General features: G+C 64.9%; 25 protein-coding genes. 21 read left to right on the top strand and 4 right to left on the bottom strand.

Translation table 11 applies throughout. From position 1 onward, the window contains the following. The first annotated feature begins 24 nt into the window (after positions 1–24). From lgt to IFT58_RS05470, 3 genes are read left to right on the top strand one after another with little or no spacing between them, the layout of a single operon-like run. Positions 25–915 (top strand): prolipoprotein diacylglyceryl transferase, encoded by an 891-nt coding sequence (gene lgt, locus IFT58_RS05480; protein WP_192094115.1) that lies wholly within the window; start codon positions 25–27, stop codon positions 913–915. Next, entirely contained in the window at positions 912–1,706 is a 795-nt protein-coding gene (locus IFT58_RS05475) for a thymidylate synthase (protein WP_192094114.1), read from the top strand. The genes lgt and IFT58_RS05475 overlap by 4 nt, the downstream gene beginning before the upstream one ends. Beyond that, entirely contained in the window at positions 1,703–2,203 is a 501-nt protein-coding gene (locus IFT58_RS05470) for a dihydrofolate reductase (RefSeq protein ID WP_192094113.1), read from the top strand. Before IFT58_RS05475 ends, IFT58_RS05470 begins: the two co-directional genes overlap by 4 nt. A 55-nt stretch (positions 2,204–2,258) precedes the next feature. Here the strand turns inward: IFT58_RS05470 and IFT58_RS05465 are convergent, their stop codons facing one another. Continuing rightward, a complete protein-coding gene (locus IFT58_RS05465) occupies positions 2,259–3,467 on the bottom strand; it encodes a pyridoxal phosphate-dependent aminotransferase (protein ID WP_192094112.1) in 1,209 nt (402 codons plus the stop codon). 114 nt (positions 3,468–3,581) lie between these two features. Here IFT58_RS05465 and IFT58_RS05460 point away from each other — a divergent pair, with 114 nt between their 5' ends. The 14 genes from IFT58_RS05460 (at position 3,582) to IFT58_RS05395 (ending at position 17,593) form a co-directional block, all read left to right on the top strand. Next, positions 3,582–5,693, top strand: coding sequence for a S9 family peptidase (locus IFT58_RS05460; RefSeq protein ID WP_192094111.1), 2,112 nt, complete (start codon positions 3,582–3,584; stop codon positions 5,691–5,693). 82 nt (positions 5,694–5,775) lie between these two features. Beyond that, a complete protein-coding gene (locus IFT58_RS05455) occupies positions 5,776–6,201 on the top strand; it encodes a YbaN family protein (RefSeq protein WP_192094110.1) in 426 nt (141 codons plus the stop codon). A gap of 65 nt (positions 6,202–6,266) precedes the next feature. After that, positions 6,267–6,530, top strand: coding sequence for a lipoprotein (locus tag IFT58_RS05450; protein ID WP_192094109.1), 264 nt, complete (start codon positions 6,267–6,269; stop codon positions 6,528–6,530). Beyond that, positions 6,523–7,374 (top strand): diaminopimelate epimerase, encoded by an 852-nt coding sequence (gene dapF, locus IFT58_RS05445; RefSeq protein WP_192094108.1) that lies wholly within the window; start codon positions 6,523–6,525, stop codon positions 7,372–7,374. Before IFT58_RS05450 ends, dapF begins: the two co-directional genes overlap by 8 nt. Continuing rightward, entirely contained in the window at positions 7,371–8,048 is a 678-nt protein-coding gene (locus IFT58_RS05440) for a DUF484 family protein (RefSeq protein WP_192094107.1), read from the top strand. Before dapF ends, IFT58_RS05440 begins: the two co-directional genes overlap by 4 nt. An 8-nt stretch (positions 8,049–8,056) precedes the next feature. Next, positions 8,057–8,953 (top strand): tyrosine recombinase XerC, encoded by an 897-nt coding sequence (xerC, locus tag IFT58_RS05435; protein ID WP_192081225.1) that lies wholly within the window; start codon positions 8,057–8,059, stop codon positions 8,951–8,953. Between the two features lie 162 nt (positions 8,954–9,115). Then, complete coding sequence (locus IFT58_RS05430; protein WP_192094106.1) at positions 9,116–9,652, top strand: fimbrial protein; 537 nt, start codon at positions 9,116–9,118, stop codon at positions 9,650–9,652. A 102-nt stretch (positions 9,653–9,754) separates the two neighbouring features. Then, complete coding sequence (gene hslV / locus IFT58_RS05425) at positions 9,755–10,306, top strand: ATP-dependent protease subunit HslV (RefSeq protein ID WP_108758868.1); 552 nt, start codon at positions 9,755–9,757, stop codon at positions 10,304–10,306. Between the two features lie 147 nt (positions 10,307–10,453). After that, positions 10,454–11,794, top strand: a complete 1,341-nt coding sequence (gene hslU, locus IFT58_RS05420) for an ATP-dependent protease ATPase subunit HslU (RefSeq protein ID WP_192094182.1) — start codon at positions 10,454–10,456, stop codon at positions 11,792–11,794. Between the two features lie 129 nt (positions 11,795–11,923). Continuing rightward, positions 11,924–12,457 carry a type 1 fimbrial protein gene (locus IFT58_RS05415; RefSeq protein WP_192081227.1) on the top strand — a complete coding sequence of 178 codons (534 nt, stop codon included), beginning with the start codon at positions 11,924–11,926 and terminating at the stop codon, positions 12,455–12,457. A 295-nt stretch (positions 12,458–12,752) separates the two neighbouring features. After that, positions 12,753–13,298 carry a fimbrial protein gene (locus IFT58_RS05410; protein ID WP_192094105.1) on the top strand — a complete coding sequence of 182 codons (546 nt, stop codon included), beginning with the start codon at positions 12,753–12,755 and terminating at the stop codon, positions 13,296–13,298. A 249-nt stretch (positions 13,299–13,547) separates the two neighbouring features. Continuing rightward, positions 13,548–14,096 (top strand): fimbrial protein, encoded by a 549-nt coding sequence (locus tag IFT58_RS05405; RefSeq protein WP_192094104.1) that lies wholly within the window; start codon positions 13,548–13,550, stop codon positions 14,094–14,096. A 79-nt stretch (positions 14,097–14,175) separates the two neighbouring features. Then, entirely contained in the window at positions 14,176–14,919 is a 744-nt protein-coding gene (locus IFT58_RS05400; RefSeq protein ID WP_192094103.1) for a fimbria/pilus periplasmic chaperone, read from the top strand. A 187-nt stretch (positions 14,920–15,106) separates the two neighbouring features. After that, positions 15,107–17,593, top strand: a complete 2,487-nt coding sequence (locus tag IFT58_RS05395) for a fimbria/pilus outer membrane usher protein (RefSeq protein ID WP_249405595.1) — start codon at positions 15,107–15,109, stop codon at positions 17,591–17,593. Positions 17,594–17,635: 42 nt separating this feature from the next. On the opposite strand, the gene IFT58_RS05390 is transcribed toward IFT58_RS05395, so the two are convergent. Continuing rightward, complete coding sequence (locus IFT58_RS05390) at positions 17,636–18,286, bottom strand: TetR family transcriptional regulator (protein ID WP_192081232.1); 651 nt, start codon at positions 18,284–18,286, stop codon at positions 17,636–17,638. Positions 18,287–18,468: 182 nt separating this feature from the next. On the opposite strand from IFT58_RS05390, the gene smeD reads away from it, so the two are divergent. Genes smeD through IFT58_RS05375 form a run of 3 tightly spaced genes read left to right on the top strand, consistent with a single transcriptional unit; the run spans position 18,469 to position 24,263 of the window. Beyond that, positions 18,469–19,716, top strand: a complete 1,248-nt coding sequence (gene smeD / locus IFT58_RS05385) for a multidrug efflux RND transporter periplasmic adaptor subunit SmeD (protein ID WP_192081233.1) — start codon at positions 18,469–18,471, stop codon at positions 19,714–19,716. Between the two features lie 12 nt (positions 19,717–19,728). Continuing rightward, positions 19,729–22,875, top strand: a complete 3,147-nt coding sequence (gene smeE, locus IFT58_RS05380; RefSeq protein WP_192081234.1) for a multidrug efflux RND transporter permease subunit SmeE — start codon at positions 19,729–19,731, stop codon at positions 22,873–22,875. Then, entirely contained in the window at positions 22,872–24,263 is a 1,392-nt protein-coding gene (locus IFT58_RS05375) for an efflux transporter outer membrane subunit (RefSeq protein WP_188326136.1), read from the top strand. Before smeE ends, IFT58_RS05375 begins: the two co-directional genes overlap by 4 nt. A gap of 156 nt (positions 24,264–24,419) precedes the next feature. On the opposite strand, the gene IFT58_RS05370 is transcribed toward IFT58_RS05375, so the two are convergent. Next, entirely contained in the window at positions 24,420–24,746 is a 327-nt protein-coding gene (locus tag IFT58_RS05370; RefSeq protein WP_188327183.1) for a hypothetical protein, read from the bottom strand. A gap of 144 nt (positions 24,747–24,890) precedes the next feature. Further along, positions 24,891–25,343, bottom strand: a complete 453-nt coding sequence (locus IFT58_RS05365; protein WP_188326137.1) for a nucleoside deaminase — start codon at positions 25,341–25,343, stop codon at positions 24,891–24,893. Between the two features lie 77 nt (positions 25,344–25,420). On the opposite strand from IFT58_RS05365, the gene ubiE reads away from it, so the two are divergent. Further along, positions 25,421–26,182: a bifunctional demethylmenaquinone methyltransferase/2-methoxy-6-polyprenyl-1,4-benzoquinol methylase UbiE gene (gene ubiE, locus IFT58_RS05360; protein ID WP_188326138.1), complete on the top strand. Its 762-nt coding sequence runs from the start codon at positions 25,421–25,423 to the stop codon at positions 26,180–26,182. Positions 26,183–26,185 lie beyond the last annotated feature (3 nt).

Genomic DNA, 26,185 nt, shown 5'->3' with positions numbered 1-26,185 from the left:
CCCGATCTCTGCAAGGCGCTGCCCATGATCTATTTCCACGACATCGACCCCATCGCCATTTCGCTGGGGCCGATCCAGGTGCACTGGTACGGCATCATGTACCTGCTTGGCTTCGCGTCGGCCTGGTGGCTGGGCAAGCGCCGCATCGCCGCCGGCCGCCTGCCGGGGGTGAACACCGATGGCTTCTCCGACCTGCTGTTCTACGGGATGCTCGGCGTAGTGGTGGGCGGGCGCGTGGGCTACATGCTGTTCTATGCGCTGAGTGACTTCCTGGCCAATCCCCTGCTGCTGCTCAAGGTGTGGGATGGCGGCATGAGCTTCCACGGGGGCCTGCTGGGTGTGCTGGGCGCCAGCTGGTGGTGGTCGCGCCGGCACCGCCTGCACTTTTTCGACACCATGGATTTCGTCGCGCCGCTTGTCCCGCTGGGTCTCGGATTCGGTCGCATCGGCAACTTCATCGGCGATGAGCTGTGGGGCAAGTTCACCGATGGCAGCTGGGGCGTGGTCTTCCCGACCGGCCTGCCCGCACCGCTGGCACAGCTGGACACGGCGGCGCTGAAGGCAGAGTTCGCCGCCGGTGCGTTGAACCAGTACGCACGCCATCCCTCGCAGCTGTACGAAGCCTTCCTGGAAGGGCTGGTGATGTTTGTCGTGCTGTGGATGGTGTCGGCCAAGCCGCGCAACCGCTATCTGATTTCCGGACTGTTCGCGCTGATGTACGGCCTGTTCCGCTTCGCCGTGGAGTTCGTCCGCATGCCTGACAACGGCGTCTACGTGGCCTTCGACTGGCTTACCCGCGGGCAGATCCTCAGCCTTCCCTTGGTAGCGCTCGGCCTGGTGCTGCTGTGGTTGTCGCGGCGTGCGCCGGTGCTGCAGCCGGTGCTGCCTGCGGTCTCTGCCGGGGCCAAGGCATGAAAGCCTACCTGGATCTGTTGTCGCATGTGCTGGAGCACGGTACCGAAAAGAGTGACCGCACCGGTACCGGCACGCGCAGCGTGTTCGGCTGGCAGATGCGCTTTGATCTGAACCAGGGGTTCCCGCTGGTCACCACCAAGAAACTGCACCTGCGTTCGATCATCCATGAGCTGCTGTGGTTCCTGCAGGGCGACACCAATATCGGCTACCTGAAAGACAACCAGGTACGGATCTGGGACGAGTGGGCCGACGAGAACGGCAACCTCGGGCCGATCTACGGCAAGCAGTGGCGCAGTTGGGCGACGGCCGATGGCAGCAGCATCGACCAGATGCAGTGGCTGGTGGACGAGATCAAGCGCAACCCGGATTCACGGCGGTTGGTGGTGAGCGCATGGAATGTGGGCGAGCTCTCGCAGATGGCGCTGATGCCGTGCCACAACCTGTTCCAGTTCTACGTGGTGGACGGGAAGCTCAGCTGCCAGCTGTACCAGCGCAGCGGTGACATCTTCCTTGGCGTGCCCTTCAATATCGCCAGCTATGCGCTGCTGACGCACATGGTGGCGCAGGCCACCGGCCTGGGGGTGGGCGACTTCGTGCACACGCTGGGTGATGCGCATCTGTACTCCAATCACTACGATCAGGCCCGCGAGCAGCTTGCCCGCGCGCCCCGTCCGCTGCCCACGTTGTGGCTCAATCCCGAGGTGACCGACCTGTTCGGCTTCCGCTTCGATGACATCCGCATCGACGGGTACGATCCGCACCCGGCGATCAAGGCGCCGGTCGCGGTATGACGGCGGTACGGCTTTCGTTGATTGCTGCGCTGGACCGCAATCGCGGTATTGGCCGAGGCAATGCGCTGCCGTGGCACCTGCCGGACGACCTGAAACACTTCAAGGCGCTGACCGTGGGCAAGCCGGTGCTGATGGGGCGCAAGACCGCCGAATCGCTCGGCCGTGCACTGCCCGGCCGGACCAATCTGGTGCTCACGCGTCGTGGCGAGGTCCCGTTCGAGGGCATGCGCGCGGTCGCATCGTTGGATGAGGCGTTGGCCGTGGCCGGTGACGAAGCGGCTGCCGAACTGTGTGTGATCGGCGGCGGTGAGATTTACCGGCTGCTGATCGGTCAGGCCGACACGCTGTACCTGACCTGGGTAGAGGCCGAGGTGCCTGCGGATACGCATTTTCCGGAGGTTGATCCGGCGGTGTGGCAGGAAGCAGAAAGTGAATTGCACGCAGCGGATGCGCGCCACCCGTATGGGTTTCGTTTCGTGCGCTACACGCGACGGTAGCGCCGAGCCGTGCTCGGCGGATTCTGTCGGAGCTCCCGCGGGCATCGGGCATGTGTCAGCCCGTGAACGTCTTCAGCCCGCGTGCGATGCGTTTCACTGCTTCCTGCAGCCGCGGAATTTCCTGGGTATAGGCCAGGCGTACGTGCTGCGTGGCGCGATGCGAGCCGAAGTCCAGGCCGGGGGTAATCGCCACGTGCTCGGTCTCCAGGAAGTGCGCGCAGAACGCCTGCGCGTCGTCGGTGAACGCGCTGACGTCGGCGTAGAGATAAAACGCCCCCTGCGGCTCAACGTCGATGCGGAAACCCAGCGAGCGCAACGCAGGCAGCAGGAAGTCGCGACGCTCCCGGAATGCCTCGCGGCGTTGTTCGAAGATCGCCGTCGCTTCATCGGTGAAGCAGGCGAGGGCAGCGTGCTGGGCGATGCTGGATGCGCTGATGTAGAGATTCTGGGCCAGCTTCTCCAGTTCCGGCACGGCGGCCGGCGGGGCGACCAGCCAGCCCAGTCGCCACCCGGTCATGCCGTAGTACTTGGAGAAACTGTTCAGCACGAAGGCCGAGTCGTCAACCTGCAACACGCTGGGCGCATCGAGTCCGTACGTCAGGCCGTGGTAGATCTCGTCCACCACCAGGTGGCCACCGCGTGTGTGCAGCGAGTGCGACAACGCCGCCAGTTCCTCGGCCGACAGCACGGTACCCGTCGGATTCGCGGGCGAGGCGACCAGGGCGCCGACGCTGTCGGTCGTCCAGTGCTGCGCCACCAGGTCCGGTGTGAGCTGGTACGCCGTGCCCGATCCGACCGGCACCAGGTGCGCGGCCCCTTCCACCAGGCGCAGGAAATGGCGGTTGCAGGGATAGCCTGGATCGGCCAGCAGCCAGTGCCGGCCCGGATCCACCAGCAGGCTGCTGGCCAACAGCAGCGCGCCGGATCCGCCCGGTGTTATCAGGATCCGTTCCGGGTCGATGTCCAGCGCGTACCGGCTGCGGTAGTGCCCTGCGATGGCGTGGCGCAGTGCCGGCAGGCCGCGTGCTGCGGTGTAGCGGGTGTGGCCGGCGGCCAGCGCGGCCTGGCCTGCCTGCACCACCGGCGCGGCCGTGGTGAAGTCCGGCTCGCCGATTTCCAGGTGGATCACATCGTGGCCCGCCTGTTCCAGCGCCTGTGCACGGGCCAGCAGGGACATCACGTGGAAGGGCGCGATTTCATGACTGCGCCGGCTGTAAGCCGGACCCGCAGCGGGGGAAGAGGGCAGGGTGCTCATGCCCCGCATGGTACGCCGGTGACCAACGGCAGGCTTGTCCTGCGCGCCGATCTGCGGTCATATCGCTGCAACGGGGGGAGACGGATCTGGCCCCCTTGCATCTTCCGTACGGAGCCACACCTCTTGAAGACTACTCTCTGCCTGTTGCTTGCGAGCCTGATGACCACGACCGCCACCGCTGCCACCCCGCCTGTCCCGCCGGATGCCGAAAAGCGACCGCACGTGGTCAAGGCCCCGTTCGGTGCGACCCGCAACGACGACTATTACTGGATGCGCGACGACAAGCGCGAAGACAAGGCGATGCTGGCCTATCTGCAGGCCGAGAATGCCTACACCGACCAGGTCGTGGCACCGCTCAAGCCGCTGCAGGACACGCTGTACAAGGAAATCGTCGCCCGCATCAAACAGGATGATTCCAGCGTACCGGCACGCGAGCGCGGCTATTGGTACTACAGCCGCTTCGAGACCGGCCAGGACTATCCGATCCATGCGCGGCGCAAGGGCGACATGCAGGCCGCCGAGGAGGTCCTGCTGGACGTGAACCAGATGGCGGCCGGCAAGGGCTATTTCAGCGTCGGCACGATGGAAGTCAGCCAGGACAACCAGCTGCTGGCCTGGGCCGACGATGACGTGGGCCGCCGTCAGTACGTCATCCGCTTCAAGGATCTGCGCACCGGCAAGGTGCTCGACGACGTCATCACCGGTTCGTCGGGCAACGTGGTGTGGGCTGATGACAACCGCACGGTGCTGTACGTGGAGAACGATCCGGAAACGCTGCTCACCGTGCGGGTGAAGAAGCACGTGCTGGGTACGCCGGCCAGCGCCGACGTGGTGTTGTACGAAGAGAAGGACGACAGCTTCTACATGGGCATCGGTCGCACCCGCGACGACCGCTTCATCACCATCGGGCTGCACAGCACGGTCACCTCCGAAGAGCGCTACGCGCCAGCCAGCGATCCGACCACGTTCACCGTGCTCGCGCCGCGCCATCGCGAGGTGGAATACGATGCGGACCACTTCGACGGCCGCTGGGTGATCCGCACCAATGACGGGGCGAAGAACTTCAAGCTGGTCACCGCGCCCACCGACGCGACCTCGCGCGCGCAGTGGAAGGACTGGATCGCGCATGACCCGGCGGTCTACATCGAAGGCTTCGAGCTGTTCGATGGCTTCAGCGCCATCGCCGAGCGTTCCGAGGGCCTGGAGCGCATCCGCCTGCTGTTCAAGGATGGCCGCACGGATTACGTAAAGGCCGATGAGCCGGCGTACTCCATGGGGTTGGATGACAACACCGAGGCCGACACGCCGTGGCTGCGCTATGCGTATACCTCGATGACCACGCCGACCACGGTGTTCGAGATCAACACGCAGACCGGCGAGCGTCGCCAGCTCAAGCAGCAGCCGGTGATCGGCTACGACGCGTCGAAGTATGAGACCGACCGCGTGTGGATCACCGCCCGCGACGGGGTGAAGGTGCCGGTGTCGCTGGTGTACCGCAAGGGCTTCAAGAAAGACGGCACGGCGGCGCTGTTCCAGTACGCCTACGGCAGCTATGGCATGTCGATGGACCCGTACTTCAACCAGACCGCTGTCAGCTTGCTCGATCGTGGCGTGGTGTATGCCATCGCGCACATCCGTGGCGGCCAGGAAATGGGCCGTGACTGGTATGAGGACGGCAAGCTGCTGAAGAAGCAGAACACCTTCAACGACTTCATCGATGTCACCCGTGGGCTGGTGCAGCAGGGCTGGGCCGCCAAGGATCGCGTCGCGGCGTCCGGTGGCAGTGCCGGTGGCCTGTTGATGGGCGCGGTGGCCAACCAGGCGCCGCAGGACTATCGGGTGATGGTGGCGCAGGTGCCGTTCGTCGATGTGGTGACTACCATGCTCGACCCGACCATTCCGCTCACCACCAACGAGTACGACGAGTGGGGCAACCCGGAGAAGAAGCCGTTCTACGACTACATGCTGAAGTACTCGCCGTACGACAACGTGGTGAAGCAGGCGTACCCGGCATTGTTCGTGGGCACGGGACTGTGGGATTCGCAGGTGCAGTACTGGGAGCCGGCCAAGTGGGTGGCCAAGCTGCGCGACGACAACACCGGTTCTTACCCGATCGTGTTCCGCACCAACATGGAAGCCGGCCACGGCGGCAAGTCCGGTCGATTCCAGCGCTACAAGGAGCTGGCTGAATCGTATGCGTTCGTGCTGGACCAGCTGGATGTGTCCAGTCCCTGACCGGGCCGCCGGTCGTGACGGCCGCTGGCCGTCCGCAGGTCAGTGACGGCCGACGGCCGTCACTACCGGTATCCTTGTCGGCATGAACCCGCCTGATCGTCCTGCCGTCGTCGCAGACCCGGTACCTGTACGCCGGGTGCGCTTCAAGTGGGCGTGGTGGCTGCTGGCCTATGCCAGCCTGGGCACCGGCATCGTCGGCATCTTCGTGCCGGGCCTGCCGACTACCGTGTTCATCCTGATCTCGGCATGGGCCGCCTCGCGAGGTTCGGAGCGGCTGCACCACTGGCTGCTGCAGCACCCCCGTTTCGGTCCGGCCATCGGCAACTGGCAGGCACACGGAGCGGTCAGCCGGTACGGCAAATGGATGGCGACGATCACCATGGCCGTGTGTGCCGGGATCATGCTGTGGTGCGTGCCGATCGCCTGGGTCAAGTGGTTTTCCATCGGCAGCATGGCCGTGGTGTGCCTCTGGCTGTGGAGCCGCCCGCTGCCCCCTGCCGGACCATGAATCCGCCACGCGCCGCATGACCCGGATGGGCGACGCCGGGCATGGCTCGGCGCTACACTCGGCGCATGAAGAATTCCCGCCGACACCTCATCGTGATTCCGCTGGCAGCGTGCGCGCTGCTGTTCCTCAGCGCCTGCGGCAACAAGGGCCCATTGGTGCTGCCGCAGAAGCCGGTACCGGTGGAAGAAGTGGTCGAGCCGGTCGATGCCCCGGCCACCGACGACGCCACGCCGCCGGCCACCCAGCCCACCGATGCGGGCAATCCCAGCATCGTGCCCGACCCGGTCGCATCGCCTATCGATGACACCACCGGCGGCAGCAATGACTGAGGCAGCAGGCAACCGCCTGCGTTTCAGCAAGATGCACGGCGCAGGCAACGACTTCGTGATGCTGGACCTGCGCAATGGGGCGTTGCCGCCGTCACCGCAGCTGGCCGCACAGATGGCGGACCGCCACACCGGCGTGGGCTGCGACCAGATCATCACGATCGAGGCGCCGCGCGCGGCGGCCTCCGTGGCGTCGTACCGTATCTGGAACGCCGATGGATCCACCTCGCAGCAATGTGGCAACGGTGCACGCTGCGTGGCGGCGTGGCTGGTCCGCAACGGTGACACCGGCGAGGACGCGTTCACCATCGACAGTCCCCTGGCGACGCACCCGGTGCGCAGGCTGGCCGATGGCGATTATTCAGTGGAGATGGGCGTGCCGGTGTTCGAGCCGGCGCAGATTCCGCTGATCGGTTTTGCACATCCGCGCGGCGAGTACCTGCTGCCGCTGCAGGGAGAGACCGTCCGCTTCGGTGCGGTGTCGATGGGCAACCCGCACGCGGTCATCGAAGTCGGCCTGGTCGATGCGGCCCCGGTGGAACGGCTGGGCCACTCGCTGCAGCACCATGCGTCGTTCCCGGAGTCGGTCAACGTCAGCTTCGCCCAGGTGCTTGAGCCGGACCACGCGCGCTTGCGTGTGTACGAGCGCGGCGTGGGCGAGACCCTGGCGTGTGGCAGTGGCGCCTGCGCGGCGGCGGTTTCACTGATGCAACGCGGACGGCTCACGTCCAGTGCCCGCATCAGCCTGCCCGGCGGCGACCTGCGCATCCAGTGGGCCGGCGAGGGCCAGCCGGTCTTCATGTCCGGTCCGGCCGCATTCGTTTTCGAAGGGGAGTGGAGTGCATGACCGGAACCACCGAAAAGATCGCTGCGCATGAGGTCGCCTCCTGGCTGCGGCGCCATCCGGGTTTCCTCAAGCAGTTCCCGGACCTGGCGCTGACCCTGGTGGTGCCGCGTGACGACGGCCCCACTGCGTCACTGGCCAGCTACCAGCTGGACGTGCTGCGCGACAAGAACCGCGAACTGTCGCGCCGCCTGGCCGATCTCGGCCACACCGCACAGGTCAACGAACGGCTTGCCGTGCGTACCCAGCAGTTGACGCTTGCGCTGATGAAACAATCCACGGTGGCCGATACGCTGCGGGCGATGGCGGCATCGCTGGAAGAAGATTTCGACGGCGATCTGGTGCGTCTGGTGATGCACACGCCCGTGGCAGGACTGGAGCAGGCGCCGTGGCTGCAGATCATTCCCGCCGACAGTCCGCTGCTCGGCCCGTTCCGCGACTGCCTGAAGGACGGTGAGCCGCTATGTGGGCGCCTGCAGCCGGAAAAGAACGCGGTGCTGTACGGCGCACGCGCTGAAGAAATACAGACCACCGCCTTGCTGCCCTTGCCGGGCGTTGGACTCATCGCCGTGGGCAGCCATGATGGCAATCGCTTCTATCCGGGCATGGGCACCTTGTTCCTGCGCATGATGGGCGAGGCGTTGGTCGTGGCACTGCATCGGTTCAAACCGGCCTGACCGCCGCAATGGATGCCGTCCAGCCGTTCCTGCAGTACATGACGGTGGAGCGACGCATGTCGGCCCACACGCTGGACGCCTATCGGCGTGACCTGGCCGCGCTGCAGCAGTGGGCGCATGCACGTGATGTGTCCGTGGATGCCCTGGATGGCGAGCAGATGCGCGGCTTCATCGCCGATGAGCATCGACGTGGATTGTCCGCCACCAGCCTGCAGCGCCGTCTGTCAGCCTGCCGTGGCTACTATGCGTGGCAGATGAAGCATGGCCGCCTGACGGTGGATCCGACCACCGGGTTGAAAGCACCGCGCGCGCCGCGCCGCCTGCCGCAGGTACTCGATGCCGATGAGGCGGTGCAACTGGTGGAGCTGCCGACCGACGGCGAGCTCGGCCGTCGTGATCGCGCGCTGCTTGAACTGTTCTATTCCTCCGGGTTGCGGTTGAGCGAGCTGTGCGGACTCACCTGGCGGGATCTTGATTTCGCCAGTGGGCTGGTCACCGTGCTGGGCAAGGGCAACCGCCAACGCCGGGTGCCCTTTGGTCGTCCTGCGCGCGACGCACTGCAGGCGTGGCGGATGGAAACGCCCGATGCCCCTGCCGCGCCGGTGTTTCCCGGACGCAACGGGCCGATCAGCCAGCGTGCCGTACAGGTGCGGATCAAGCAGCTGGCGCAGCGCCAGGGGCTGTTCAAGCATGTGCACCCGCACATGCTGCGCCACAGTTTCGCCAGCCATATCCTGGAATCGTCCGGTGATCTGCGCGGGGTGCAGGAACTGCTCGGCCACGCCGATATCGCGACAACGCAGATCTATACCCACCTGGATTTCCAGCACCTGGCCAAGGTGTATGACGCAGCGCACCCGCGCGCCAAGCGTCAAAAGCAGCGAAACCAAAGCGATAACAGTTGAACACGGTCGGATTCAGACGTGATCCACCCCAATAGTTGCGGCGATCGCTTTGATGGGCTGTCGCGGAAGCCACCTGGCCCCATGCTCTCCGTCCACCTCCACGCCTCCGCGTGAGCGCACGCAGCGGGCGCCGGAGGAGATCAATGGATATGGAGCGGGTGGATGGGCAGGAAAATGGGTGCATGGCTGTCCTTGGCGCTTACCGGCCTGGGAAATGTGGCCCATGCTCAGCACGGCACGTTGTCGTTCACTGGCAGCGTGAACCGGCCCACCTGCGTGGTGCAGCCATTGGCTGTCCCGATTGCCGGTCCCAACATGACGGTGATGCTGCCTTCCATCGCGCACCGGTCCCTATCGGCTGCAGGGCGGCGCGGCACGCCCATTCCCTTCCATCTGATAGTAGGATCCGGCGAGCATCCCTGCGACCAGACCTCTGTCCGCGCGCTGTTCCGCGATGCTGGCTATACCAACGCGGCGGGCCGGCTGGACAATTACGGCAAGGCGTCCAACGTGAATATCGTGGTGACCAACGAGCAGCGCCAGGACGTGAATCTGGCCAGTAACGAGAACTCGTTGATCGTGCTCATGGATGACAACGGGATCGGTGTCATGTCCTGGTTTGCCAGCTACTATGCGACGGGCGCAGCGCAACCGAGCACGGTCCGCTCGCAGGTGAATTACCTGCTGGAATACCCCTGACCGGGGGGCGTCGCGGCCAGGCGATGAACCGCGACCCACCACAGCGGCTTGATGGCAGCTGCTGCTGTCCCCATGTTCCTCTGACAGTATTCCGGAGGCCCCATGGACCCCAGCCAGAACCCCACAGTTTTCCACGCCACCACCATCGTCTGCGTCCGTCGTGGCGAGCACGTGGCAATAGCCGGCGACGGCCAGGTGACCCTTGGCCACACGGTGATGAAGGGCAACGCACGCAAGGTGCGTCGCCTTGGCCGCGACGGGCAGGTGCTGGCCGGCTTTGCAGGTGCCGCTGCCGATGCCTTTACGTTGTTCGAACTGTTCGAGGCCAAGCTGGAGAAACATGGCCAGCTGCAGCGTGCCGCCGTAGAGCTCGCCAAGGATTGGCGGACCGAACGCCGACTGGGCAAGCTCGAAGCGCTGCTCGCGGTGGCCGACAAGGAAACCTCGTTGATCATCAGCGGCACCGGCGATGTGATCGAGCCGGAAGACGGCATCATCGCCATCGGCTCCGGCGGCTCGTATGCGTTGTCGGCTGCGCGTGCCCTGATGGCGCATACCGAACTGGATGCACGCACCATCGCCAGCGAGGCGATCGGTATTGCCGGTGACATCTGCATCTACACCAACCGCAACGTGGTTGTGGAAGAGCTCTGATTCCACCGGGTAGCGCCGACTTCAGTCGGCAATCGTTCCGCTGGTGCCGACCTCGGTCGGCAACCGTTCTGGTAATGCCGACTTCAGTCGGCAATCCTCATTGGTGAGCACCCCATGTCGCAGAAATTCGAACACACCTCCGCTTCCATGACTCCGCGCGAGATCGTGCAGGAACTGGACCGCCACATCGTCGGTCAGCACGATGCCAAGCGCGCCGTAGCCATTGCGCTGCGCAACCGCTGGCGCCGCATGCAGTTGGAGGAAAGCCTGCGCAACGAGGTCATGCCGAAGAACATCCTGATGATCGGCCCGACCGGCGTTGGCAAGACCGAAATCGCCCGCCGCCTGGCGACCTTGGCCAACGCGCCGTTCGTCAAGGTCGAGGCCACGCGCTTCACCGAAGTGGGCTACGTCGGCAAGGATGTCGAGCAGATCATCCGCGACTTGGCCGACACGGCCGTGAAGCTGTACCGCGAGCAGGCCAAGGTGCGTGTCCGCACGCAGGCCGAAGAGCGCGCCGAAGACCGCATCCTGGATGCGCTGCTGCCGCGTCGCAGCGGCGGCATTGGGTTTGATCCGGAAGCCGCGCGCAACGAGCCGTCTGCGCAGGATAATGAAACGCGCATCAAGTTCCGCCGCATGCTGCGCAATGGCGAGCTGGACGAACGCGAGATCGAACTGGAGATCGCCGCCAACGTCAGCATGGACATCATGACGCCGCCGGGCATGGAGGAGATGGGCCAGCAGCTGAAATCCATGTTTGCCAACCTCGGAGGGGCAAAGTCCAACAAGCGTACGCTGACCATCAAGGCCGCGCGCCCGCTGTTGCAGGAAGAAGAGGCCGCCAAGCTGGTCAACGAAGACGACGTACGTGCCGCCGCGATCGACGCCTGCGAACAGCATGGCATCGTGTTCATCGACGAGATCGACAAGGTGGCCAAGCGGGGCGACAACGTGGGCGGTGGTGATGTGTCCCGCGAAGGCGTGCAGCGTGACCTGCTGCCGTTGGTGGAAGGCTCCAACGTGTCCACCAAATATGGCACGGTGAAGACCGACCATATCCTGTTCATCGCCTCCGGTGCCTTCCACCTGGCCAAGCCCAGTGACCTGATCCCGGAACTGCAGGGGCGTTTTCCGATCCGGGTGGAGCTGGGTGCACTGACCAAGGCCGATTTCGTGCGCATTCTCACCGAACCCAAGGCCGCGCTGACCAAACAGTATGAAGCGCTGTTGCTGACGGAGGGCGTCAAGGTCACTTTCACCGAAGAGGCGATCGACCGGCTCGCGGAGATTGCGTTCCTGGTGAACGAGCGCCAGGAAAACATCGGCGCGCGTCGCTTGCACACCGTGCTGGAGCGCCTGCTGGATTCACTGAGCTATGAGGCGCCGGATCGCGATGGTGAGACCTTGGAGATCGATACCATCTACGTGGACACGCATCTGGGAGAGCTGGTCAAGGATCCTGACCTCAGTCGCTATATCCTCTGATCAGGAGACCGCTGAAAGGCGGTCTTCCTGCAGATGGGTTATGCGTCTGGTCTGATGGGGGGAGTGCGCAGGCATCGGCTACGCTGCGGCCAGCAACGCCCTTCCCGGGGCGTGTATCGGATGCATTGCATGAACACTCAAGCCTTCGCCATGGCAATGGCGCTGATGGCTGTTGGATACAGTTACGCACCGTCGGCATTGGCGTCGGCCCGCGAAAACCAACGGCTGACCACCTGTGCGGTCTCGATCAACGGGAGTGGCAGCGCTGAAGGTGGGTTGACCCTGCCCAGTGCCGCAGCACGTGATCTTGCCCGGGCCGGTGCGCGTGCCGGTCGACGCGGTTGGCGGGTGCAGGTTGGCAGCGACCTGCAGCCCTGCCATGCGAGCAGCGTTCAGATCGCGTTCCACGACAGCGGCAACGTCAATGCACAAGGCCGACTGGACAACGTCGGATCAGCGGAGCGCGTAGATGTGGTCTTGATCAATCTCAACGATGGCGGCGCCGACATCAACCTGCGCACGGGCGCCAACTCGCAGGTGCGGATAATTCCCCCGATGACCGGCTTCGTGATTCTCAACTATGCCGCCGAGTACTACGCCACCGGATCGGCGGGTGGCGGATTGGTGTCTACGTCGGTGCAGTACGACCTGATCTACCGCTGACGGAAGAAGGATCCCGCAATGCTCCGACAGGCGCCCGAGAGGGCGCCTTTTTTATTGCACCGGTGACATGAACGGCGTCGAGGTCTCGCTTCACCGTGCCGACGGTCGGCACGAGGTGCCGCGCGCTGTGGTGCAGTTCAATGCGGGTGCGTGACGTAAGCCGGGGGTTCGATAACACCCGGTCTCCACTCGGCCGCGTACTAGGCTGTCAGCCGTGAGGTCGTCCGACGATGGGAGGTCGAGAAGCGCATGCGCTTTTCGGCGCTTCCATTACTGTAGAACCAAGGACAACACCATGCGTAGATCGTCAACCGTGCTGCCTGCGATGTTCGCCCTGCTGGGCTGGGCATCAACCGCGAGCGCACAGAGCGGCACCATCGCTTTCAGCGGCAGTGTCACCTCCACGACCTGTGACGTCTCCTTCAACGGTCTGGTCGGTAACAATCCCACCATCCCCTTGCCCACGGTCGCCAGCACCTCGTTGCTGGCCGGACAAAGTGCCGGTAACACACCTGTGGTCCTGACACTCAGCGGATCCGATCCGATCTGCTCCAACAGTGGTGCGAACCTCACGCTGAATGTCGACCGCAGTGACAGCCTGCTCAACGGCCGCATGCGCACTACCGGAATCGGAGTGGGCGGCGGCACCAGCGCGGTGGTTGGCCTGACGACGTCGTTGGGGGCGCCCATCGACCTGACCGGCGGCATGGCCCTCGCTCCGTCATCCTCGATCGGTGGTGCCGTGGAGTTCCGGCTGTTTGCCGAGTACTACGCCGACGGCGGGGATGCCACGCCAGGGATATTCCAGGCGCCGCTTCAGTACACCATTTCGTATCCATGAAGCTCGCTGCGGTCGGCATGCCGGACAGGCGTTCCTGCGAAGGCGCAGGGCTGCGTCGCGGCCGACACATGACTGTCTCCTATGCCTTGAAGAAAGCTGTGTAAGTTTCAAAAAGGGACTTTAAAAAAGGCGTTTGGTCCATGTCCGATTAATCGCGATGCGAGTGCTGCATAACGTTGGCCAAGCGCAGGAGGACATCGCGCCGTGTTGCAGAAAACTACAACCACCCATGAAGGAACACTTACACCCATGAAAAAAATTTCCATTGCTCTGTTGGCCGTGCTGGCCATTGGCGCTTCGTCATCGGCGTACGCCCAGTCCGGCACTATCACGTTCACCGGTGAAGTGACCGCATCCACCTGTGAAGTGACCTTCCCGGGCAACGGCGGCACGACCCTCAACCCGACAATCGCACTGGCGACGGTGTCCACCGGTTCGCTTGCCGCCGCGGGCGCAACGGCGGGCCACAAGCCCTTCCAGATCCAGATCGGCAGCACCGGCACCCCGTGCGAGATCGGCACCGGCGTTGCGTTGGAGCTGAACCCGAATCACACCGACGCGATAACCAACGGGCGCCTGGACAACACCGCGGCCGGCGGTGCGGAAAACGTGCAGATCCAACTGCGTGACGCGACCGGTGCGCCGATCTTCCTGAGCTCCACACCGTGGATCTCCCCACGCGTCCCCTTCGCTGCAGGCGTGGCCACGCTGGGTTTCGAGGGTGAGTACTACGCGAGTGAAGCGGCCGGTGCGGGCGACGTCTCCGCTTCGTTGCAGTACACGCTGGACTACAACTGATCTGTTGACCCGCCCGTTGTAGCGGACGGGGCCTCAGCGCCCCGTCCGTTCGTGGCAACCCTCCCCGGAGTAATGATTCATGAGCCTGTTCCGTACGGGACTGACCTGCCTTGCGCTAGCCTCTTCGCTGCTCGCCGGTATCCCGGCCGCTGCGCAGGTCATCGTGCATGGCACGCGGCAGATATTTCCCGGCGCTGCGCGCGAGATATCGGTACGACTGGAAAACGTCGGCAAGCGTGCGTCGCTTGTACAGGCATGGACCGATGATGGTGACAAACAGGCTGCGCCGGAGACGGTGAAGACACCGTTCGTGCTGCGGCCACCCGTATTCCGGTTGGACCCGGGTAAGAGCCAGGTGCTGCGCCTCCAGTTCACCGGTACGCCGATGCCGCAGGATCGCGAAAGCCTTTACTGGCTCAACGTACTGGATATCCCGCCCGCTCCCCAGGCCGACGAAGTACCCACCGGTAATTTTCTGCAGTTCAGCCTGCGCACGCGGATCAAGCTGATCTACCGGCCGAAGGGGCTGGCGGACGTGATGTCTTCCGCGCAGAAACTGCAGTGGTCGCTGGTTCCCGATGGGGAGGGCTGGGCGCTGCAGGCTCGAAACCCGACGCCGTATTACGTGCACTTGAGCAGGCTCGCGCTGCGCATACAGGGCACGGACCATCCGGTGGACGACCCGCGGATGATCGAGCCGCTGGCAACCCAGGTGTTTGCCGTGCAGGGGCTGAACGCACGCCCGGTCGGCGGCAACGTGCAGTTCGACTGGATCAACGACCAAGGCGGCAACGTGGGCCAGTCGGTCGCACTGGAGGACTGAGCGACCTCCGCGCGCTGATCCACGCTGAAGAGTTTCCTTGCACCTGCCTGCCCCGATGGGTCACGGCGGTGCGCATGCGCCTATTGGAGTTTCATTGATGTTCCTGCGTTGCCCAACGTCACTGCTCTCCAGCCGGCCCTGCCGCCTGGCATCCGCGGTGGTTGCGTCCCTGTTGCCGGTGGCGGTCATGGCCGCTCCCAACGTGGAGTTCAATCCGCAGTTCCTGCAGGGAACCCAGGCGGGTGCGCTCGACCTGACCCGCTTTGAGCGGGGTGATGCGTTGCCGGGGACCTACAGCGCCGACATACGCGTCAATGGCACCGTGGTGGCCCGCCGTGAGGTGGAACTGCGCGCGCTGCATGACGGTAGCCTTGCCCTGTGTTTCACGCCCGCGCTGGTGCAGGTGCTGGGCCTGGAGCTGGCGCGCGTGCCGGCGGCCGGGCAGGTGTCCGACGTTGACGGCCTGGCAGAGGAGGTGCGGCCATTGCCGGACACGGTGTTCTGCGATCCCTTGTCGCTCTACATCCCGCAGGCGGCTGCGCGTTTCGATGTGGGCGAACAGGTGCTGGATATCGACATCCCACAGGCCTACCTCGCGCGGGATCCGCGTGGTTGGGTTCCGCAGGAGCTGTGGGACGACGGCATTACCGCCGCCTTGGTCGGTTACAGCGTAAGCCATCAACGCATCCAGAACCGCGGCTACGACAGCCAATCCACCAGCGTCATGCTCAATGCAGGGTTGAACGTCGGCGCATGGCGTCTGCGGCATGATGGTTTCCTGTCACAGGGTAGTGGGCCGCGAACGGGATATCGCGCTGGGCGCTCTTACGCGGAGCGATCGATCGCTGCTCTGGGCGTGGAGCTGACAGCGGGCGAGGCCAGCACCCGTGGCGACGTGTTTGACGGGGTGTCGTTCCGCGGTCTCTCCATCAGCACCGATCCGCGCATGTTGCCCGATTCGCTCCGCGACTACGCGCCGGTGGTGCGTGGTGTGGCGCAGAGCAATGCGCGGGTGGTGATCCGGCAACGCGATCGCGTGCTCTACCAGGCCAATGTCGCCGCAGGTCCGTTCGAAATCAACGATCTGTACGGCACGGCGTACGCCGGCGATCTGGACGTGGAGATCACCGAGAACGATGGCCGCGTGCAGCGCTTCGTGGTGCCCTTTGCGTCGGTTCCGCAGCTGTTGCGCGCAGGCCAGCAGCGCTTCAGCCTGACGGTGGGCGTGCTGCAGGACAGGGCGCTGCGTGAAAGGCCACGTCTGCTCGAAGCAACCCTGCGCAAGGGGTTGAGCAATCGGGTGACCGGCTTTACCGGCGCCACCGCCAGCGACGGCTACCAGGCCGTGCTGCTTGGCGCTGCCCTGAACACAGCGGCGGGTGCATTCTCCGGTGACGTGACCTTTGCACGAGCCGATCTGCGTGGCGCACTGGCGGATGCGCCCGGCAGGATGAGCGGGCAGTCGTTCCGGTTGGCCTACAGCAAGGACATCGCAACCAGCGGCACCAACCTTTCGATGGCAGCGTATCGTTATTCAACTGCCGGCTATGTATCGCTGGCCGATGCCGCACGGCTTCGCCAGTACGTTGATGAACGCCGTGAGTGGACGCCACCCGCGCAGCAACGCGCGCGGCTCGACCTGAATCTCAACCAGCGCCTGGGTGAACGTTCCGGCCTGCTGTATGTCAGTGCCAGCAGCGTGGACTACTGGGACCAGCGCCAGAGGCGAAGTGCCTTCTCTGTCGGGTACTCCGATCGGCTGGGGCCTGCCACCTACAGCATTGCCCTCCAGCGAAGCACGGAGCGCAGCCTGGGTGGCGGGACAGGCCGGGAAGGCAACAGCATCAACTTCAACATGAGCATCCCGTTGGGTGCGCGCACCAGCGCGCCGCGGATGACGCTGGCGGCCAACAGGCGCAACAGTGGCCGCGATGATGCACGCGCGGGCATCAATGGCAACTTCGGCGATCGCAACCAGGGCAGCTACAACGTAACGGCCAGCCAGTATCGTGGACAGGGCAGCAGCTACGACACCGGCGTGAACTACCAGACGTCCGTGGCCAGCCTCAGTGCGGGCTATACGCACTCGGCAGGCAGCGATGGACTGAGTCTCGGCGCTACGGGCGGCGTCATCGTCCACGGTGACGGCGTGACCTTCTCCCAGCAGCTCGGTGATACGGTCGCCCTGGTGCATGTTCCCGATGCGGCCGACATCGCGCTGGACAGTACCGTCGGGGTGAGGACCAACGCGGACGGCTACGCGGTGGTTCCCTACATGACGCCGTTCCGTCGCAACGAAGTGACCATCGATCCCAAGGGACTGTCGATGGACGTGGAGCTGAAAACCGCTTCGGTGATCGGCGTGCCAACAGCCGGTGCGGTCGTCAGGCTGGTGATCCCCACCAGCAGTGGCCGCAGCGCGCTGATTGAGGCGCCAAGGGCGGACGGGCAGCCGTTGCCCTTTGGGCTGGACGTCTACAACGAAGCCGGGGAGGTTGTCGGCGTCGTCGGGCAGGCCAGTCGCCTGTGGGTGCGCGGAATCGAACCGAGCGGTCGATTGACCGTACGCTGGGGCGCGAAGCCCGGCGAGCAATGCGTGATTGCGTACGCCCTGCAAGAAGCGCAGCCGGCCGACCTGATTGCAGCGCAGTGTGTGGATCCCGACGCCGGATGAGGGAGTAGGTGGCGGAACCCGGGCAGTCGGGGGGCGGGCCGCTTACGGCGGGTTCGGCTCGCTTCCCGTCTGGAATACGCCATCGCGGACATACGCGCTCAGCGTCATGTCCAACGCCAGCATCCCATCGCGGCGGATATCCATCAGATCCGGCTCCACCATCGCCCCATGCAACACGCCCAGCACCGTGGCGTGCAGCATCCGCGCGGCCACCTCGGGGTTCGCGCCGGCTTTCAGTTGACCCAGTTGCTCGGCCCGCCGCAAGGCGCGCGCCATGCGTTCGAGCCCATCTCGGAATCCGGCCTGCTGCAGGTCAGCCAGCACCTTGCTGTCGGCCGAGGTGTCGCTGCGCAGCATGATCTCCATCGTGTTGCGCAGGCGCGGATCGGCGGCAAGGTCATTCAACGAACCCAATATTACCGAACGCAGGTCCAGCACCGGCGTGTCGCGGCTTTCTGTCGCCGCGCGGTCGAGTTCCTGCATGAAGGGCAGGCGGACCCGTTCGATCACTGCCGCCAGGACGTCGATCTTGTTCTTGAAGTGCCAGTAGACCGCGCCGCGGGTATAGCCGGCGCGGGCGCCGATCATCTCCAGCGTTGTCCGCGCCACCCCATGCTCATGAAAACAGACTTCGGCGGCGTCGAGGATGCCTTCGCGGGTCGCCTGGGTTTCCTCTTTGGTCTTTCGGGCCATTGCTCAGAATGCGTGCGAAACGTCAACGAAGTGTAGCCCTTTACAAACAAACAGTCATGTATGTATATTTCCTGCCCATGATTGCCGTCGCTTTTGGCTCGCTTCCTGAATGGGGGCGTCCGAGGAGAGGGCCGCCGAGCGTGGCTCGGCGCTACAGACTCCCTGCTATCGAGACCCTCCCCATGTTTCTGACTCGTGTTCGCCCCATCGCGCTTTCGCTGGCCATCGCCGCGGTCGTTGCCGCCTGCGGTGGCGGTGATGACCAACCGCCGCAGCAAGGACCCGGGCAAGTGACCGTGGTTACCCTGAAAGCCGAATCGGTATCGCTGACCCGGGAGTTGCCGGGGCGCACCAATGCATTCCTGGTTGCTGAAGTGCGGCCGCAGGTCAATGGCCTGGTCGGCAAGCGATTGTTCACCGAAGGCAGCATGGTGACCGAAGGCCAGCCGCTGTATCAGATCGACGATGCCAGCTACCGCGCGCAGGCCAACAATGCCCGCGCCCAGCTGGCACGTGCGGAGGCGACCGCCAACGCCTCGCGCTTGAGCGCCGCTCGCATCAATGAGCTGGCCAAGGTGGATGCGGTCAGCAAGCAGGATCTGGAGAACGCGGTCGCCGCGCAGAAGCAGGCCGAGGCAGATGTCGGCGCGGCAAAAGCATCGCTGGATGCGGCCAACGTGACATTGGGCTATGCGCGGATCACCGCGCCGATCAGCGGCCGCATCGGCAAGTCCAGTGTCACCCAAGGGGCATTGGTGAGCGCCGCTCAGCCCGAGGCACTGGCAACGGTGCAGCAGCTGGATCCCATCTATGTCGATCTGACCCAGTCTGCCGCCGAACTGCTGCAGTTGCGGCGCGAGCTGGCGGCCGGCCGCCTGCAGGACAACCAGAGCCTGCCTGTCAGCATCCTGCTCGATGATGGCACGCCGTTCGAGCACAAGGGCACGCTGGAATTCTCCGAAGTCAGCGTGGACCCGACCACCGGCAGCTACGGCCTGCGGGTGAAGGTGGACAACCCGGATGGCGTACTGATGCCGGGCATGTACGTGCGCGCGGTGATCGGCGGCGGAGTGCGTGATGGCGCACTGCTGGTCCCGATGCAGGGCATCGCCCGTGACGCCAAGGGCGATACCAGTGCCATGGTGGTCAACAAGGACAACAAGGTGGAAGTGCGTCCGGTGAAGGTCAGCCGCGCGCTGGGTGACAAGTGGCTGGTCGAGGATGGCCTGCAGGCAGGCGACAAGGTGATCGTGGAGGGCCTGCAGAAGATCGGCCCGGACATGCCGGTGCAGGCCACCGAAAAGGGCAGCGAACCGGTAAAGCCGGCAGATGGCAAGCCCGCGGCTGCACCGGCCGCCGCAGATCCGGCCGCCGCGTCCCCCGACGCCGCTGCACCCGCCCAGGCTCCGGCCGGCACCGACGCGCAGTAAGCGGAGAACCCCATGGCACGTTTCTTCATTGATCGACCCATCTTTGCGTGGGTGATCGCGATCATCATCATGCTTGCCGGTGCGCTGGCGGTAACCACCTTGCCGGTGTCCATGTATCCGGAAGTGGCCCCGCCGGCCGTCGAGATCTCCGCCACGTATCCCGGTGCGTCGGCGAAGGTGGTGGAAGACTCGGTGACGCAGATCATCGAGCAGAACATGAAAGGCCTCGACGGGCTGATCTATTTCTCGTCCAACAGCTCGGCCAACGGCCAGGCCACCATCACCCTGACCTTCGAATCCGGGACCAATCCAGACATCGCCCAGGTGCAGGTGCAGAACAAGCTGCAGTTGGCGATGCCCCTGTTGCCGCAGGAAGTGCAGCGGCAGGGCATCAACGTGGCCAAGTCCAGCAGCGGCTTCCTGCAGGTGCTGGGCTTTGTGTCCAATGACAACAGCATGGACGCCAACGACATCTCCGATTTCGTGGGCTCCAACGTGGTCGACCCGCTCAGCCGCGTGCCGGGCGTGGGCAACATCCAGGTGTTCGGCGGCAAGTACGCCATGCGCATCTGGCTGGATCCCAACAAGCTGCACACCTACAAGCTGTCGGTGGATGAAGTCACCGCAGCGATCACCGCACAGAACGCCCAGGTGGCGATCGGCCAGCTGGGCGGTGCGCCGTCGGTGAAGGGCCAGCAGCTCAACGCCACCATCAACGCGCAGGATCGCCTGCAGACGCCGGAGCAGTTCCGCAACATCCTGGTGCGTGGCGGCACCGATGGCAGCGAGCTGCGCCTGGGCGACGTGGCCCGTGTGGAACTCGGCGCGGAAAGCTACGACTTCGTCACCCGGTACAACGGCAAGCCGTCCACCGGCATCGCCATCACCCTGGCCACCGGCGCCAACGCGCTGGATACCGCCAATGGCGTGCGCGCGGCACTGGAGGACATGAAGGCGACCTTCCCGGCCGGCCTGGAATCGGTGGTGCCGTATGACACCACCCCGTTCGTGCAGGTGTCGATCAAGGGCGTGATCAAGACGCTGATCGAAGCGATCGTGCTGGTGTTCGTGGTGATGTACCTGTTCCTGCAGAACTTCCGCGCCACGTTGATCCCGACCATCGCCGTACCGGTGGTGCTGCTCGGCACGTTCGGCGTGCTGTCGGTGTTGGGGTTCTCGGTCAACATGCTGACGATGTTCGCGATGGTGCTGGCGATCGGCCTGCTGGTCGATGATGCCATCGTGGTGGTGGAGAACGTCGAGCGCATCATGGCCGAAGAGGGCCTGTCGCCGCTGGAGGCCACGCGCAAATCAATGACCCAGATCACCGGCGCGCTGGTGGGCATCGGCCTGGTGCTGTCGGCGGTGTTCGTGCCGATGGCCTTCATGGGCGGTGCCACCGGAGTGATCTACCGGCAGTTCTCGGCCACGATTGTTTCGGCGATGGCGCTGTCGGTGCTGGTCGCGATCGTGCTCACGCCGGCGCTGTGCGCCACCATGCTCAAGCCGCTGAAAAAGGGCGAGCATCACGTCGCCCACAAGGGCTGGTCGGGTCGCTTCTTCGGTGGCTTCAACCGCGGCTTCGACAAGTCCAGCGAAAAGTACCAGCGTGGCGTCAAGGGCATCATTTCCCGCCCGTGGCGTTTCATGGGCGTGTTCGCGGCGCTGTCGCTGGTGATGGTGCTGTTGTTCATGCGCCTGCCCAGCTCGTTCCTGCCCAACGAAGACCAGGGCATCATGATGGCGCTGGTGCAGACGCCGGTGGGCTCCACCCAGGAGCGCACGCTGGAGGCGATGGCCAAGCTGGAAAACCACTTCCTGGAGAACGAAGGCGAAGCGATCGAATCGATCTTCGCCATCCAGGGCTTCAGCTTCGCCGGCATGGGCCAGAACGCGGGCATGGCCTTCGTCAAGCTGAAGGACTGGAAGGATCGCGGTTCGGAGCAGAGCGTGGAGGCCGTTACCGGCCGTGCGATGGGCGCACTGAGCGGTATCAAGGACGCTTTCATTTTCGCGTTCCCGCCGCCGGCCATGCCGGAACTGGGTATCGGCTCGGGTTACACCTTCTTCCTGAAGGACAACAGTGGCCAGGGGCACGAGGCCCTGCTCAACGCGCGCAACCAGCTGCTGGGTGCCGCCGGGCAGAGCAAGCTGCTGGCCAACGTGCGACCGAACGGCCAGGAAGACACCCCGCAGCTGCGCATCGACGTGGACGTGGAAAAGGCCAATGCGCTGGGCCTGAACATGACGTCCATCAACAACACGTTGGCCACCGCGTGGGGCAGCAGCTACATCGATGACTTCATCGACCGTGGCCGGGTCAAGCGCGTGTACGTGCAGTCCGATGCGGACTTCCGCATGAATCCGGACGACTTCAACGTGTGGTCGGTGAAGAATGCGGCCGGCGAGATGGTGCCGTTCAGTGCCTTCGCGTCCAAGCGCTGGGACTTCGGTTCGCCGCGGCTGGAGCGCTACAACGGCGTGTCGGCCATGGAAATCCAAGGTGAACCGGCCACGGGCGTGGCATCGGGCGATGCCATGAACGAGATCGAGCGCATCGCCAAGGATCTGCCGCCGGGCTACGAGATCGAGTGGACCGCGCTGTCCTATCAGGAGCGTCAGGCCGGCTCGCAGACCCCGCTGCTGTACTCGCTGTCGCTGCTGATCGTGTTCCTGTGCCTCGCTGCGTTGTACGAAAGCTGGAGCGTGCCGACCTCGGTGCTGATGGTCGCGCCGCTGGGCATCCTCGGTGCCGTGCTGGCCAACACGCTGCTCGGGCTGGAGCGTGACATCTACTTCCAGGTGGCGATGCTGACCACGGTGGGCCTGACATCGAAGAACGCCATCCTGATCGTGGAATTCGCCAAGGACAACCTGGAGAAGGGCGCCGGACTGATCGAGGCCACCATGCACGCCGTGCGCGATCGCTTGCGTCCGATCATCATGACCTCGCTGGCATTCGGCCTGGGCGTTCTGCCGCTGGCCATCGCCTCCGGCGCCGGCTCGGGTGCGCAGCGCGCGATCGGCACCGGTGTGCTGGGCGGCATGCTCGCCGGCACCTTGCTGGGCGTGTTCTTCATCCCGCTGTTCTTCGTCGTCGTGCAGCGCGTGTTCAACCGCAAGCTGCGCAACGCGCCGCAATCGAGTGAGACCCCATGAAGCAGATCCCCTTGCTGCTGGCCCTGGTGGCCAGCCTCGGCCTGACCAGCTGTGCCACGTTGGTGCCTGAGCGCACCGACGTGGCGCCCGCCATACCCGCGCAGTGGCCGATCGAAGCGGGCCAGGGCCGGGCCACCGACGTCGCCGCGCTGGGCTGGCGTGACTTCTTTACCGATGCGCGTCTGCAGGACGTCATCACCCAGGCGCTGGACAACAACCGCGATCTGCGTGTGGCCGTGCTGAATGTCGAACGTGCCCGCGGCCAGTACCGCATCCAGCGCGCCGACCGCGTACCCGGGCTCGCGGTGCAGGGGCAGATGGAGCGCATCGGCGGTGACATGCCGGTCAGTGAGCAGTTCACGGCCGGGCTGGGCATCACCGAGTTCGAGCTCGATCTGTTCGGACGTGTGCGCAACCTCAGCGAGGCGGCACTGCAGCAGTACTTCGCGGTGGCCGCCAACCGGCGCAATGCGCAGTTGAGCCTGGTCGCGGAAACCGCCACGGCCTGGCTGACCTTCGGTGCCGACAGCGAACAGCTGCGCATCTCCGAAGCCACGCTGGCCAGCCACGAAGATTCGCTGCGGCTGGCGCAGGCGCGTTTCGAGCGCGGCGGCAGCTCGGCGCTGGAGCTGGCCCAGACCCGTACGCTGGTGGAAACCGCCCGCACCGATGCCGCGCGCCTGCGCGGTCAGGTCGAGCAGGACCGCAATGCCTTGTCACTGCTGATCGGTGGGCCGGTGGACGCCGCGTTGCTGCCGTCCGGCAACAACGAACTGCAGCTGCTGGCCCTGGCGCCGCCGCCGGCGGACCTGCCCAGTGATGTGCTGCTGCGCCGCCCGGACATCATGGCGGCCGAGCACACCTTGCTGGCGGGCAACGCCAACATCGGTGCGGCACGTGCAGCGTTCTTTCCCAGCATCCGCCTGACCGGCACGCTGGGGAGCCGGTCCGACGAACTGTCGGGGTTGTTCGACAGCGGCACGCGGATGTGGAGCTTCCTGCCGACGATCAGCCTGCCGATCTTCCAGGGCGGCCGGTTGCGTGCCGGGTTGGCCGTGGCCGAAGCGGACCGTGACATCGCCTTGGCCGAGTATGAGAAGGCGATCCAGGTCGGCTTCCGCGAAACCGCCGATGCGCTGGCGCTGAGCACCAGCCTGGATGCCCAGGCCGATTCGCAGCGTGGACTGGTGGAGGCCGCGACGCAGGCCGAACGCTTGTCGCAGGCGCGCTACGACGCCGGGCTGGACAGCTTCGTCACGCTGCTGGACGCGCGGCGTACCGCCTACAGCGCACAGCAGAGCCAGCTGCAGACCGCGTTGGCACAGCAGGCAAACCGGATCACGTTGTACAAAGTGCTGGGTGGCGGCTGGCGCGAATCAGGAAGGTAACTAACGCCGACCGGGTAGAGCCGACTTCAGTCGGCTGCCCCCTTCAACCGTTTGCCCATTCACCCGGCTGCGCGCAGATCCCTCGTCCAGATGAACGGCCATCGCCCCCCCGGTGGCCGTTTCAGATGACCGCAGGCCGCCGCGTGAGCGCGCTGATCAGGCGATCAGGCGCGGACGATCATCAGTGCGGACCATGCTGGCCACATAGACGTGGTCCCATACCTGTTCAATGAAGGCGCGGGCCTGTGCTTCTGTCAGGCGCGGCATGATCTGCAGGGCGTACTGGGTCTGGAACGCATCCTCGCGCTGCTCGTTGGTGGCGCGGGGGTGGGTGATCAGCGAGTCACAGGCAAACTTGATCCACGGGACAAAATGGCCGAAAGAGCCCGGGCCCATGGCGCCTTCGGCGTGTCGCTGGCGCCAGTGGTTCAGCTCTGCCTCCACGTCGATGACCGGAGGGACATTGGGTACATCTGCGCGCATGGCTGCTACTTCTTCTGATGATGTGGGGGTGGGGGAGTCCCGATCATCGCTATCGGCCAGTGCACGCAGCGTCATTGCTGTGTGCAATCGGCGTTCCAAGGTCGTGGTCGCCATGCCAAGGCTGAAATATTCAGCGAGTCCCGCTTACTCGCCGATGTCTTCGTCCCAGATCTCCGGATGACGTTCGATGAATGCGCCCAGCAGATCGACACACTCCTGGCTGTCCAGGTCGATCACGTTGACGCCGCTCTCGCGCAGCCAGTCGATGCCGCCCTGGAAAGTGCGCGACTCGCCCACCACCACGGTGCCGATGTTGAACTGGCGGACCAGCCCGCTGCAGTACCAGCAGGGGGCCAGGGTGGTGACCATGATCGTGTTCTTGTAGCCGCGCTGGCGGCCGGCCTTGCGGAACGCATCGGTCTCGCCGTGCACGGAGGGGTCGCCTTCCTGCACCCGGCGGTTGTGGCCACAGCCCAGCAGCCGACCGTCGTTGTGATACAGGGCCGCGCCGATGGGCACGCCGCCTTCGGCCATGCCCTGGCGGGCTTCGGCGAGGGCGGTCTGCAGCAGGGCGTGGTAGTCGGGCGTGGTGATCATGGGGGTCTCCGTGAATTCAAAGGGTCATGATACGGGCAGGGGGTGCCGCCGGCTCCGCGCGGTGCGATAATCCATCCATGAGCGAATCCCCCTACAAGTCCGGAACTACCCATTTCGGCTTCCGCGATGTCGATGCAAAGGACAAGCAGAAGCTGGTCGGCCAGGTCTTCACCTCGGTCGCGCGCAACTACGACCTGATGAATGACCTGATGAGCCTGGGCGTGCATCGGGTCTGGAAGCGCTACTACGTGGCCACCGCGCAGGTGAAGCCCGGTGACCGCGTGCTGGATCTGGCCGGCGGTACCGGTGACATTGCCGCGCTGCTGAAGGAGCGGGTCGGCACGGACGGTGCGGTCGTGGTGGGCGACATCAACGCCGGCATGCTGTCGGTGGGCCGTGATCGCTTGACCAACCGCGGCCTGGTGGCCGGGTTGGACTACGTGCAGTGCAATGCAGAAGCCCTGCCGTTCCCGGATGCCAGCTTCGACCTGGTGACCATCGCGTTCGGGCTGCGCAACGTGACCGATAAAGATGCGGCGCTGCGCGAGATGCATCGCGTGCTGAAAGTAGGCGGGCAGGCACGCGTGCTGGAGTTTTCCGAGGTCACACTGGACTGGTTCAAGCCGATCTACGACTTCCACTCGTTCAAGGTGCTGCCGAAGCTGGGCCGTCTGTTCGCGCGCGATTCGGACAGCTATCAGTACCTGGCCGAAAGCATCCGCAAGCACCCGCCACAGGATGCGCTGAAGGCGATGATGAGTGAGGCCGGATTCGAACGCTGCCACTACAAGAACCTGTCGGCGGGCATCGTCTCGATCCACTCCGGTTACAAGCTGTAACCC

The organism is Stenotrophomonas sp. CFBP 13718, from assembly GCF_014842145.1.
GTDB lineage: Bacteria > Pseudomonadota > Gammaproteobacteria > Xanthomonadales > Xanthomonadaceae > Stenotrophomonas.
The sequence above is the reverse complement of the archived record's forward strand: the minus strand, read 5'-3'. Positions and strand labels throughout refer to the sequence as shown.